Below are 11,991 nucleotides of genomic sequence, written 5' to 3' on the forward strand. Positions count from 1 at the left end.
AACGATCACATTTCTTAATAAAACTTTATGCAGTGCACATTATATGAAGAACAGTGAACACCTACTTAGCACGCGCCGTTTTTTGCCCATGTTTCTCACCCAGTTTTTTGGAGCGCTAAACGACAACGTCTATAAGCAAGCTTTACTGCTGGTCATCACTTATGGATGGATTCAGCAGCAAGCGGCAAGTATCAGCACACTGAACAACTTAGCAGCGCTGCTGTTTATTTTACCCTACTTCATCTTTTCAGCGACAGCAGGACAGCTGGCAGACAAATACGAACGCTCGCAGCTTGTACGGATGCTGAAAATAGCTGAAATACTCATCATGCTTTTAGGCACAGCGGGCTTTTTATTAGGCAACTTATGGCTATTGCTGGCTGCGCTGTTCTTAATGGGTACGCATTCCACTTTCTTCGGCCCAATCAAATACGCGATTTTGCCTGAAATTTTAAAGCCGAATGAGCTAATGTCCGGCAATGCGCTTTTTCAGTCAGGCACATCCATCGCCATTTTGGTCGGTATGATTCTTGGCGGTGCCGTGATTTCCCTCTCACAGGGCAATTTAATCTGGATCAGCGTGACCGTCGTAACGATTGCAATACTCGGCTATATCACCAGTACCTTTATATTAAAGCAGACGGTAACATGCCCAGATTTTAAAGTTGACTGGAACTTCTTCCGCACCAGCTGCCAAACCATCCGCTACGCAAAAAGCCTGCCGCTGATATTTACAGTATTACTGGGCAACTCCTGGTACTGGTTTTATGGCGCAACATATTTAACGCAAATTCCGCAGCTGACCCAGCAAAACCTGCATGCATCTGAAAATGTCGTCAGTTTGCTGCTGACCTTCTTTTCTGTGGGGATTGGTATCGGCTCATTGCTATGCCGTAAAATTGGCGGGACCGAAGTAAATATCAAAATGGTGCCCATTGGCGCTGTCGGCCTGACGGTTTGCGCACTATATTTAGCAGCCAGCCTCAGCTTCGTGCCAGAGCGCAGCGGTGAACTGATGGGACTTGCAGAAATTTTCAGCAGCGGCTGGAGTTATTACCATGTCATGATTGCAGTCACTTTACTCGGTATTAGCGGCGGTTTTTATATCGTACCGCTGTATGCAACAATGCAGGCATATTCCCCCCGCTCACATCGTGCTCGTGTGGTTGCAGCCAACAATATTTTAAATGCAGTATTCATGGTATCTTCTGCTATATTTTCTATTATCATCTTGAGCGTCCTAAAGATTGATATCAAAATACTTTTCTGCATTACGGCGATACTCAGCGCCATTTTTTCAATTTGGCTTCTGCTGCGCTTAACGCCAATGCTTAAAAATGCGCAAGTTAGCTTAGAGGATTAATTCATGCGTCACTACACAGGTTTAGACAAATTCATTCATTCTTTTGACCAAGCCCTGCGCAGTTTAGTCCCAGGCACGACCGCAGCGCAGCGCGAAAATCCGGGCAACAGCACTGAAACACAGCTTGCGGTCAGTGAAGCGCGACATGTTGCAGGTTTGATGCGGGTCAATCACAGCGGTGAAGTCTGCGCTCAAGCGCTATACCATGGTCAGGCTTTGACTGCAAAACTGCCAAATGTTCGCCGTGAAATGGAACAGGCAGCCATTGAAGAACAAGACCATTTAGCATGGTGCGAAGACCGGCTGAAAGAATTGGACAGCTTGCCAAGCTTACTGAATCCTGTTTGGTACAGCCTGTCCTTTGGCATGGGCGCTCTGGCAGGTATTGCCGGCGATAAATACAGCTTAGGTTTTGTTGCTGAAACTGAACGCCAAGTCAGCATGCATCTGCAGCATCATATCAGCCAGCTGCCAGAGCAAGATGAACGTTCACGTAAAATTTTGCTGCAAATGAATGAGGACGAACTGCATCACCGCGATACAGCTTTAAATGCTGGCGGGGTAACGCTTCCTCTTCCTGTACGCATTACCATGACTGCTATTTCTAAACTGATGACTAAAACCAGCTATTATATTTAAGTCCCCAAAAGCCTGCTTATGCAGGCTTTTTAAAGTGCAAAAATACATTCCGCTTTCAAAAAAAATATCGTATTTTAATGCACAGAAGAATAAAACGATTTAAGGAGAAAACACATGCAGTCCCAGTTTGATTTTGTATCTGTCAGTAAAAAGCCGAATATACATTTTGGCGGACGCTCAATCAGCTACGTCATCAAATTAGAAAATGGCCAAACTAAAACTTTAGGAGTCATTTTAGCCACTGAAGAACCATTGACCTTTGAAGCGCATGTCGCTGAAGAAATCGAAATCATTTCCGGCAGCTGCCGTGTCAGCATCGATCATCAAGAACAGCAGACTTACAATACTGGAGATTCTTTCCATGTCCCCGCAAACAGCCAATTTAAAATCATCACAGATGATGTTTTAGACTATGTTTGCCATTTTCACGATGATGCTTAAATTGGACTCAATGCTTCAAAAGAATGCCGAGGATATTTCAACGACTCGTGCCGCCACAAATCATGGAGGGGAATTTTTACATCCAAAGCCAGCGGCATCTTTTTAGGATTAAATTCCATCTTGCTTAGGCTATTTCCCCAAGCGATTAAATCTATATCCAAAGAGATTTGGTGTGACGGACGAACACGGCCTGTTTCCGCTTCAAGCTGTTTCAACAAGTTCTGCAGCTGTTCTACACTGCAGCGGCTTCTCAGCAGACACGCAGAATTCCAATAATCAGCCCCAACACCGTCACGGCATGGAATGAGATATGTTTTTGAAAATTCGGCTGCACCTAAACGCGCAATGGCCGCATAAGCATACTGAAAGTTTTGCTGTGGTTGACAATTACTCGCCAGAGCTAGGGCGAAAATCGTTTCGGTGACGTTCAAGACGAATTCCTACAGAATTTGCTTGCGGGATAATGGCAGGCTTTCGGATGCTAATCATAATAGATTCTACACTTGGATAGGTAGAAAAAAGTGCATCTATAACAAGTTTAGCTGCATGTTCAATTAATTTAGGCTGTGCTTCTTGAATCACTTTTGCTGAAATTTCGCAAATTTCTGCATAGTTCAGCGTATCTTGCAATTCATCTGAATTAGAAGCCTGCTCTAAACAGTTGTGAATGGTTAAATCCAGCATTAAAGGCTGAATAATTTGACGCTCCCAATTGAAACAGCCAACAACTGTATCAACTTTCAGACCTTCAATAATAATTGCATCCATACTTAACCTTTCACATTCATCTTACTTTTCAATCATGGAAAAAGAGCAGATCTAAATCTGCTCTTGATCATTATACCGCCCGCTTGCTTAAAACAGAGCCGCAGCAGCACAGAGGTATCATTTTATATACATATTAATGCTTTAACAGCACGTTAGGGTCCATTGACTGAACCATTTGCAAGCGCTGGTCTGCATAAATATCCGTATACGGCGCAAGGATACGCATAAAACGGTCGAAATACAGCATTTGTTTAAATAATAATGCAAAGTCTCGCGGGAAACGGATGCCATGACGCTCACCGACACCAACCATGTCCATCATGATGTCGTTTAAATCTGCAGGGTTTGTGCTTAAAAGCTCTTGCGGATCTGCCAGCAATACGCCGCTGAATAAACGTTCTAAATCTGCTGCCAAAACTTGAGTATCAATTTTAGTATCTGTCATGCCCATGTTCAGCATGTTTTGCGCCATTAGCGCATAGTCGGTTTTTTGCAGCGCATCCATAAATCCAATACATGCAGTCCAAACTTCAGGCTTCAGCTGGCCGACAATACCAAAATCAATGAAACCGACACGGCCATCTTCCATCAGCATCAAATTGCCTGCATGCAAGTCTGCATGGAAGCTATTGCACATCATCAAGCTGCCAAACCATGTATTCATGGCGGTAATTAAGACTTGTGACGGATCTTTCGACACCTTTTTCACGACATCAAAATCTGTCAGCGGCACGCCATACAAACGCTCCATCGTCAGAACACGGCGTGTGGAATACTGATGATACACTTTCGGCGCATACGCAGCTTTGTTTTGCGTAATATTTAAATAATTAACGAAATCATCTAAATTTTGCGCTTCTTCAATGAAATCAACTTCACGCACCATGCGGGTTTTAATTTCATCTACAATATCCGCCAAAGATGCAAATTTCACCTTAGGCACTGCTTTTTCTAAAATTTTCGCAGCCCAGTGCAGTACATTTAAGTCAGTGTATAAAATTGTTTCTACACCCGGTTTTTGCACTTTAATGACAACATTTTCGCCGCTGACCAATTGGGCTGCATGCACCTGCGCAATAGATGCTGATGCCAGCGATTTTTCATCAATTGAAGCAAAAATTTCATTTAAATTGCGGCCTGCAAACTCAGAAGCCAGCACTTGCTGTACATAACTAAATGGCAATGTTGGCGTTTGATCTAAACAGCCTTGAAACTCTTCAACATATTCACGCGGAAATAAAGAAGGCGTACTGGCAATAAACTGGCCTAATTTAATATAGGTTGAACCTAATGATTCAAAAGTTTCACGCATCAATTTTGCATTGCTTGGCTTTTCAGTCGCATATTTGATGCCAGCCTTCGCCGCCACTGCTGCTGTTTGCCCCATTCGGGCAACAGAGCGCAATCCATCCATCACAATATTATTTTTCATAAATTCTATAGCAGTTCAATTTTGTAGAGAGTGTAGCAAATATTCAAAAAAAATTGCTTTATCTTGCCTGACAGATTGGGCAATTTTCATCATGTTCGAAAGCCAGCAGTTTTTGCTTCATGCTCAGGCCATCCCAAAGCATCAGCTTCTGCCTAAGCGGCATTTTGCCCAAACCTAAGTACAGCAAAGCATGATGCGCCTGCAAAGCAGCCATTACATTCGGTGTCGTCGCCAATACGCCGGAATCAGCACAGCGCAGGTTTTCATTGGCATGCTGTTCTTTTGGAAAAAGGCATTCGTAGCAGGCTGAATTGCCTTCTGCCATAAACAGCTGCCCTTGAAAACCTATTGCAGAGGCGCTAATCAGCGGTACTTGCTGCGCTTTGCAAACAGCATTCACCGTATAACGTGTAGTGAAATTATCACAGCCGTCTAACACCAGATCCTGTTCTGCAACCAAAGCAGATGCATTCGACTGATCCAATTTGGCGGTCATGCTTTTAAGCGTAACAAACGGATTTATTTGCTGCAGGCGCTTTGCCAAGATTTCAGCCTTATAAAAACCAAGATCCTGTTCAGTAAAGGCAATTTGACGCTGCAGATTGCTCATTTCAATAATATCTGGATCAATCAGGGTGATTTTGCCAACACCAGCGCGCGCCAAAAGCTCTGCCAGCGCACAGCCTATACCGCCGCAGCCGACAATCAGCACATTGGACAGCTTTAAACGCTCTTGCGCATCCAAATCCCAGCCTTCCAGCAAAATCTGACGGCTGTACAGATGCATTTCATCATCACTTAATTCCATGTCTGAATCATAGAGTGTCACGGCCTGTCTGTCCTTTTGTGATCTGCGATATCTAAACCAGTAGTATAGTCAAATAATGCTTTGCATTCAGTCATTACATTCAGCAGCGCTGTTAATTTCGGCATTATTTCTATACGTATTGGGCTGTACAGCACCGATCAAGCGGTTTAACGCAATAATCATTGAAATCACTCAAACCTGAACCTAATTAAATCAGTAAAAAATTAAAATAAATATTTGAAATTTGACAATTTTTTTATTCTAGCTATGATAATTAGGTATTCAAAAAATAATCGTTGCCATGATTCTATAAGTGAATACAGGATTAGCTGTGAGTGCCTTCTAACCGCAGCAGTAAATAATAGTGTTCCGCTATGTATTTACGGACATTGGGAAAGACTAAGCTGCAAGCCTTTTTTGCGTCCTATGGCGTTTTTGAATGTTTGGAGTTTTATATGATGATGCGCTCTTTTAAACAATTACTATGCAGGCATAATTTTACTGAATATAAAATGCTGCATTTAAATATTGCGAAATGCATGAAATGCGGCATTCAATTTCCACACTGAAATAAAAAAACCGCCACTCATGGCGGTTTTTTAATACGAATGCTTTTAACCTGCTTTTTGAATGCCTTGAGCTTTGGCCATTTCCTGCTGTTTTAAAAGATTGCGCTGAATCTTGCCGCTTGACGTTTTTGGCAAGACATCAACAAACTCAATTTCTTTTGGATAAGCATGTTTAGATAACCGTGAACGCACATACTCCTGCAGTTTCAGTTCAAGCGCTAGGCTGCTTGAATACTGTGCTTTCAGCACTACAAAGGCTTTTACCACTTCCGTACGTTCTGGGTCTGGCTTGCCCACCACAGCAGACTCCAACACTTCCTCACATTCCAGCAACGTGCTTTCCACATCAAAAGGCCCTACACGATAGCCTGACGTTGTAATGACATCGTCAGCACGACCAATAAAATCTATACCATTTTGTTCATTTAACCGAACCGTATCGCCTGTTAAATAGTAATTTCCCACAAATGATTTGCGGTTATTGCCGCCATAACCGTTAAACCAAAACAGCGGCGACTGTGAACAGTCAATTGCAAGTGTGCCTATACCGCCTGACTCAACTTCCTCATGGTTTTTATCTAATACAGCAAAACGGTGACCCGGTATGGCATAACCTGCAGACCCAGCTTTTTTATAATGTTGAAGCGCATGATGATTAGCAATAACCATACCCAATTCAGTTTGGCCATACTGGTCATAAATATTGACTGCTAAATCATGATTAAACCAATGAATTACCTCTGGTGTTAGAGGCTCTCCTGCACTGCTGACCACACGCAGATGTGCTTTAATAGAGGCATCAAATTTCTCTTTAAAGCCAAAAAACATACGGAATGCCGTAGGTGAGCCCGTTAAATTGCTGACTTTGTATTTTTGAATAATCTGTAAAGCATGATCTACGCTAAAAGCCCGTTCATCCATAATAATACTATGGCCTAAACTCAACGGCCCAGTAATGCCATAATACAAACCGTATGCCCAGCCCGGATCAGCCAGATTCCAGAAAGAATCTTCCTCGCGCAAATCAACCGCATGTGTCATATAGCCCTTAAAAGCTAAAACAGCTTTCAGCGGCACAGGAACTGATTTCGCTAAACCTGTCGTCCCAGACGTAAACATCATGAGAAAGTGATCATCAAATGTCAGCATGGCCGCTTCACATTCTGCAGGATGATTACTCAGCGCCTGTGCAAAATTTGCATCTGCCGATGCTGCGGCAGGGTTGACCGTTAAAATATGCGGCACTTTGACACTGTTTAGCTTTGGACACTGCTCAGCATTCGTTACAATCAATTTAGTATGGGCTGTTTCCACACGGTGCTCAATCGCCTTGGACTCAAATGCAGTAAACAGCGGCTGATAAACCGCGCCAATACGCCAAGCAGCCAATATGGTTATCAGCAATTCAGGTGTTCTAGGCAATAAGCCCGCAATGCAGTCGCCTTTGCCCAGCCCCAAGCTTTTAAAATAGTTAGCCAATTGACCAGAAGCTTCATCCAGCTGCTCAAAACTCCAGCTTTCAGATTCACCATTTTTGCCTTCCCAAATTAAAGCCGTTTTATTTTGCCCAAGGTAGCGCCCGCAGCATTCTGTATAAGCATTGATTTGTGCAGCTGAACCGGTGAGCTGCTCTGCAATCTGCTGCTCATAATTAAAATCCTGATACGCCTGTTCTAATGTTTTCATTTTACAACCTCTTATCCTAAAGGCTGAATGGCATGGCATCTGCGCTTAGCTCATTCATTGTTATATTATTTTTCCGCATCTGCTTATAGCCGCTGCAGCCGTACATCCCGTACAAATATCCGCACAATCAATCTGTGCTTTTTTGAAATATAAGATTAGAAAAACATGTTTTGATACCGCCTGCAATTTCCATAACCGTCAAATGCTTTGCAGGCTTTGGGCATCGACTAAAGTCTGATCCATCAGGCTTTAGCCACTTCGCGGGCAATAACTAAACGCTGAATGTCCGATGCCCCTTCATAGATTTGACTGACACGCACATCACGGTAAATCCGCTCTACAGGAAAATCGGACACATAGCCATAACCGCCATGAATCTGAATAGCATCTGAACACACTTTTTCTGCAATTTCTGATGCAAAAAGCTTCGCCATAGACGCTTCTTTTAAACACGGCAATCCTGCATCTTTTAAAACTGCTGCATGCAAAATTAGCTGCCGAGCCGCCTCAATTTGTGTTGCCATATCTGCCAAACGAAAGGCCACGGCCTGATGCTGCACAATTTCTACACCAAAGGCTTTGCGTTCATTGGCATATTCCACAGCGGCATCTAAGGCTGCACGCGCCATCCCTACACATTGAGATGCAATACCAATCCGCCCAGATTCTAAATTCGATAACGCAATTTTGTAGCCATCCCCCTCTTTACCCAATAAATGGTCAGATGGGATGCGGCAATCATCAAAAATAATGGTAGCTGTGTCTGAACAATGCTGCCCCATTTTGTCTTCAATGCGCGAAACAATATAGCCAGAGGTTTTTGTCGGCACTAAAAAACAAGAAATACCTTTTTTACCCGCGGATTTATCAGTCACTGCAAATACCAAAGCAATATCTGCATGTTTACCCGTAGTAATAAACTGTTTTGTGCCGTTCATGACCCACTCATCGCCGTCACGTACAGCTTGGCACTCTAAAGCGCTGGCATCCGATCCTGCTTGCGGTTCAGTTAAGCAAAAGCAGCCAAGCATGCCGCCTGTTGCTAATTTTGTCAGATACGCCTGCTTTTGTATGTCTGTCCCGTAGCGCTGGATAATGCCGCAAGGCAAAGAATTCTGTACACTGACAATCGTTGAAATTGCGCCATCACCTGCTGCAATTTCCTCTAAGGCCAGCACCAGTGATACATAATCCATGCCTGCGCCGCCCCATTCTTCAGATACAGTCATACCCAAAGCACCCAAAGCGCCTAACTCTTTTAATTCTTCTGCTGGAAAACGCGCTGTTTTATCCCGCTCAGCTGCTGTCGGTTTCAGCTTATTTTGCGAGTAATCACGCATCATCTGCTGAACCATTTTTTGTTCTTCATTTAAAATCATTGAGTGTCCTTTATTTTTAAATTTTTACTTTGAATACTGAAATTTAAATCCGTCAGTGCTATCGCGCTGGGCGACATGGATGTCGCCCGATGAACTGAGATATATGGACATATCTTCAGTTCAGCAAGGGTTTTTTGTTCCTTTTGATCCCTCAAAAGGAAAGTATCGCCTCCACAAATCCAATCAATTGCAAAGATAAAATTGAGGCTGTGATCGATGGCTCTGCTAGTTTTTTAATATTGCCTGTTTTATTTTGGCTGCATGCGAATCGCGCCATCCAAACGGATCACTTCACCATTTAAATAACTATTTTCAAAAATATGCCCCACCAGATGCGCAAATTCTTCAGGACGCGCCAAACGCGGCGGAAATGGCACCATTTGCCCTAAAGCATCCTGCACATTTTGCGGCAAACCCTTAAGCATGGGCGTTTCCATAATGCCCGGCGCAATGGTCATAACGCGGATTGCTTCACGCGCCAGTTCACGCGCTAAAGGCAAAGTCATAGCAACTACAGCGCCTTTAGAAGCCGAGTATGCAGATTGACCAATTTGGCCGTCATATGCCGCAACTGATGCTGTATTGACAATGACACCGCGCTCTTCTTCGCCAGACTGCATTTCATATTTCGCCATTAACTGCGCTGCATAGCGGATCATATTAAAAGTGCCTGTGACATTAATGTTCAGCACTTTCTGGAACACCGCCAAATCATGTAAACCGTCACGGCCTAAGACTTTGGCTGAAGGCGCTATACCCGCACAGTTCACCAAGCCATTCAATTGACCATATTTCTTTTCTACATGCTGAAAGAAAGCCTCAACCGCAGCGTCATTGGTTACATCCAGCTGTACAAATTCAGCATGTTCACCTAAATGCTGCTGCAGCGCCTCTCCTAAGTCCTGATTCATATCAGCCATAATGACTTTAGCGCCCTGAGCCGCCAAGTAACTGGCAGTGGCAGCGCCAAGACCTGACGCGCCTCCAGTAATGACAAACACTTTTCCTTTAATTTTCATTTTATTTTTTTCCTTCAAGAAATAACACAATGTTCGACTTAAGACACAGAGTAACCATAGATTATTTTCGGTACAATTTCCAAATACTGCATCTGATGTGATGTATTTGAACAATAGAACAAGAACCCTAATGATTCATGGATAAGTGATTTGGAATACGATGCATTTAAAGGAACGATATCCATTCGATTAGTCAAAGAAGCGCTATTGGATGCTCAAAAACAGCAGCTGGATACGGCGGCGCTGCTGACACAGGCTGGCATAGCGCCTGATCTGCTGCAGTCCGATAAAACCCGTGTTTCTGTCAGTCAGTTTGCACAGCTCTGGATCGTACTGGCAAATACAATGAATGATGAATTTTTTGGCATGGACAGCCACCCGATGCGCCGCGGCAGCTACACGTTTCTCAGTAAATCTGCCCTTCAATCAGCCAATGTTCAAAAAGCGCTGACACATATTTTGCAGTTCCTCAATGCCGTACTGGATGACTTTCAAAGCAAAGCCTTCGCAGAAGAAAATTACGCCTACATCGTAATTCAGGATATGCAGCAGCCCAAACGCATGTTCAGCTATGCGACCTATCTGATGCTGATTCACGGCCTGCTGTGCTGGCTAAGCGGACAGCGGATCGTGCTTAACCGCATACAGCTCAAATGCCTTCCGCCAGAAGATGACAGTGACTATAAAGTTCGCTTTTGTGATGACATTCAGTATCAAGCAGATGAAAACTATATACAGTTTGATGCTGCTTACTTAAATATTCCAATTAAACAAGATCAAAAAGCATGGCATAAATTTATTCGCCATACGCCCTATAACCTGCTGGTTCGTTTTAAAAATCCAAATGCGCTCAGCCATCAAATCCGTAAACACCTTTTGCAAACCAGCACTGTTCATTGGGCGGAACTTGGTGAGCTGGCGCAGCAGTTCAATATGTCTGAAGCAACAATGCAAAGACGCCTCAAACAAGAGGGCTTAAACTTCCAGCAGCTGAAAAATGATTTAAAACGGGATTTAGCAATTGATTTACTGACACAGCCTGAGCTGACACTGCAAGATATCAGTGAACAGCTGAATTTTCATGATGCCAGCGCTTTTCACCGCGCTTTTAAAAAATGGACGGGTTTAAACCCTGGCGCATACCGACAACACCATTTATTCGATCAAAACTAAAAAACATTGAAGTGGATACTGCTGTTTTATATTCATTTTTTAATTTCATTTGAAAAAATAGTGAAATAACTCACAGTTTCCACAAATAAAAACGACTGGCCATTCATCCCTAAAAGATTGAACTTTAGTCTAGATTAGTATAATTTTCACTCAATTCGAAGCGTTTTGCTTTTTTTCGGCTGTATCCAAATCTCCACTGATCACCTCAAGGGCTCCCGCATGCTTAAGATGATTGATGTACTCGAGCAAAGCTTAGTACAAAATTTTTCTGAATCTATTTTTGATAATGCTGAACACAGTGAAGTTCAGTTTCATCAAGAGTTGCTTAATATCTCTGACATTGACTTAGCCAATATCATGTCTGCTTTCTTCTTAAATGACCAAGCAGCTGAACTTGCTCAAGCATTAGATATCTCTGCAGAAACAGTGGCAGAGATTCAAGCTGGCGCAAATCTTAAAGATGAAAGCCTTATTCCTGCAACAGCAAAAATTGTCGCGTACTGCCTTGCCGTTGAAACAGATGCTTTAAATCAAGTTGAAATTTCTGAGTGCCTGCAAGATTACCCGATGTAATTGGCAAGCAATAAAAAACGGCCTGAACAGGCCGTTTTTTATTGCTGAATTTTCATTCAACAAACAGATTGAATAAGCTGTGTTTTTTATCATGCAGAGAGGCCATTTTAGGGCCTTAATTCACAATATAAGCTTATTTCC

At 43.1% G+C, this 11,991-nt stretch carries 12 protein-coding genes; 5 read left to right on the forward strand and 7 right to left on the reverse strand.

Annotation, left to right across the window (positions count from 1 at the left end; genetic code table 11):
- Positions 1 to 43: 43 nt before the first annotated feature.
- The 3 genes from D7V32_RS01740 to D7V32_RS01750 all read left to right on the forward strand — a co-directional run bounded on the left by D7V32_RS01740 (position 44) and on the right by D7V32_RS01750 (position 2,443).
- Entirely contained in the window at positions 44 to 1,363 is a 1,320-nt protein-coding gene (locus D7V32_RS01740) for an MFS transporter (RefSeq protein ID WP_120401206.1), read from the forward strand.
- A gap of 3 nt (positions 1,364 to 1,366) precedes the next feature.
- The gene (gene coq7, locus D7V32_RS01745) at positions 1,367 to 2,002 is read left to right on the forward strand and encodes a 2-polyprenyl-3-methyl-6-methoxy-1,4-benzoquinone monooxygenase (protein WP_120401207.1); all 636 of its coding nucleotides are present in this window, start codon (positions 1,367 to 1,369) and stop codon (positions 2,000 to 2,002) included.
- Between the two features lie 114 nt (positions 2,003 to 2,116).
- Positions 2,117 to 2,443, forward strand: a complete 327-nt coding sequence (locus tag D7V32_RS01750; protein ID WP_120401208.1) for a pyrimidine/purine nucleoside phosphorylase — start codon at positions 2,117 to 2,119, stop codon at positions 2,441 to 2,443.
- Here the strand turns inward: D7V32_RS01750 and D7V32_RS01755 are convergent.
- From D7V32_RS01755 to D7V32_RS01790, 7 genes are all read right to left on the reverse strand, one after another.
- On the reverse strand, positions 2,440 to 2,874 hold the full coding sequence (locus tag D7V32_RS01755; protein ID WP_120401209.1) for a 2-amino-4-hydroxy-6-hydroxymethyldihydropteridine diphosphokinase: 435 nt from the start codon (positions 2,872 to 2,874) through the stop codon (positions 2,440 to 2,442). The genes D7V32_RS01750 and D7V32_RS01755 overlap by 4 nt on opposite strands.
- On the reverse strand, positions 2,831 to 3,211 hold the full coding sequence (folB, locus tag D7V32_RS01760) for a dihydroneopterin aldolase (protein ID WP_120401210.1): 381 nt from the start codon (positions 3,209 to 3,211) through the stop codon (positions 2,831 to 2,833). The genes D7V32_RS01755 and folB overlap by 44 nt, the downstream gene beginning before the upstream one ends.
- Before the next feature lie 133 nt (positions 3,212 to 3,344).
- Positions 3,345 to 4,643 (reverse strand): ABC1 kinase family protein, encoded by a 1,299-nt coding sequence (locus D7V32_RS01765; protein ID WP_120401211.1) that lies wholly within the window; start codon positions 4,641 to 4,643, stop codon positions 3,345 to 3,347.
- A 58-nt stretch (positions 4,644 to 4,701) separates the two neighbouring features.
- Positions 4,702 to 5,451, reverse strand: a complete 750-nt coding sequence (locus D7V32_RS01770) for a HesA/MoeB/ThiF family protein (RefSeq protein ID WP_120401212.1) — start codon at positions 5,449 to 5,451, stop codon at positions 4,702 to 4,704.
- A gap of 614 nt (positions 5,452 to 6,065) precedes the next feature.
- On the reverse strand, positions 6,066 to 7,706 hold the full coding sequence (locus D7V32_RS01780; protein WP_120401214.1) for an AMP-binding protein: 1,641 nt from the start codon (positions 7,704 to 7,706) through the stop codon (positions 6,066 to 6,068).
- Between the two features lie 242 nt (positions 7,707 to 7,948).
- Positions 7,949 to 9,085 (reverse strand): acyl-CoA dehydrogenase family protein, encoded by a 1,137-nt coding sequence (locus tag D7V32_RS01785; RefSeq protein WP_120401215.1) that lies wholly within the window; start codon positions 9,083 to 9,085, stop codon positions 7,949 to 7,951.
- 248 nt (positions 9,086 to 9,333) lie between these two features.
- Positions 9,334 to 10,104, reverse strand: coding sequence for a 3-hydroxyacyl-CoA dehydrogenase (locus tag D7V32_RS01790; RefSeq protein ID WP_120401216.1), 771 nt, complete (start codon positions 10,102 to 10,104; stop codon positions 9,334 to 9,336).
- Between the two features lie 150 nt (positions 10,105 to 10,254).
- On the opposite strand from D7V32_RS01790, the gene D7V32_RS01795 reads away from it, so the two are divergent.
- On the forward strand, positions 10,255 to 11,277 hold the full coding sequence (locus D7V32_RS01795; RefSeq protein ID WP_407641524.1) for an AraC family transcriptional regulator: 1,023 nt from the start codon (positions 10,255 to 10,257) through the stop codon (positions 11,275 to 11,277).
- Between the two features lie 219 nt (positions 11,278 to 11,496).
- Positions 11,497 to 11,850 (forward strand): hypothetical protein, encoded by a 354-nt coding sequence (locus tag D7V32_RS01800; protein WP_120401218.1) that lies wholly within the window; start codon positions 11,497 to 11,499, stop codon positions 11,848 to 11,850.
- The last annotated feature ends 141 nt before the right edge of the window (positions 11,851 to 11,991 follow it).

The organism is Acinetobacter tianfuensis, from assembly GCF_003611465.1.
In the GTDB taxonomy this organism is placed as follows: Bacteria; Pseudomonadota; Gammaproteobacteria; order Pseudomonadales; family Moraxellaceae; genus Acinetobacter; species Acinetobacter tianfuensis.

Excerpts from the sequence above, each read along its gene's own strand:
- D7V32_RS01740 (WP_120401206.1), top strand. The coding sequence starts at position 44 with ATGAAGAACAGTGAACACCTACTTAGCACGCGCCGTTTTTTGCCCATG.
- coq7 (WP_120401207.1), top strand. The coding sequence starts at position 1,367 with ATGCGTCACTACACAGGTTTAGACAAATTCATTCATTCTTTTGACCAA.
- D7V32_RS01750 (WP_120401208.1), top strand. The coding sequence starts at position 2,117 with ATGCAGTCCCAGTTTGATTTTGTATCTGTCAGTAAAAAGCCGAATATA.
- folB (WP_120401210.1), bottom strand. The coding sequence starts at position 3,211 with ATGGATGCAATTATTATTGAAGGTCTGAAAGTTGATACAGTTGTTGGC.
- D7V32_RS01765 (WP_120401211.1), bottom strand. The coding sequence starts at position 4,643 with ATGAAAAATAATATTGTGATGGATGGATTGCGCTCTGTTGCCCGAATG.
- D7V32_RS01770 (WP_120401212.1), bottom strand. The coding sequence starts at position 5,451 with ATGGAATTAAGTGATGATGAAATGCATCTGTACAGCCGTCAGATTTTG.
- D7V32_RS01780 (WP_120401214.1), bottom strand. The coding sequence starts at position 7,706 with ATGAAAACATTAGAACAGGCGTATCAGGATTTTAATTATGAGCAGCAG.
- D7V32_RS01785 (WP_120401215.1), bottom strand. The coding sequence starts at position 9,085 with ATGATTTTAAATGAAGAACAAAAAATGGTTCAGCAGATGATGCGTGAT.
- D7V32_RS01790 (WP_120401216.1), bottom strand. The coding sequence starts at position 10,104 with ATGAAAATTAAAGGAAAAGTGTTTGTCATTACTGGAGGCGCGTCAGGT.
- D7V32_RS01800 (WP_120401218.1), top strand. The coding sequence starts at position 11,497 with ATGCTTAAGATGATTGATGTACTCGAGCAAAGCTTAGTACAAAATTTT.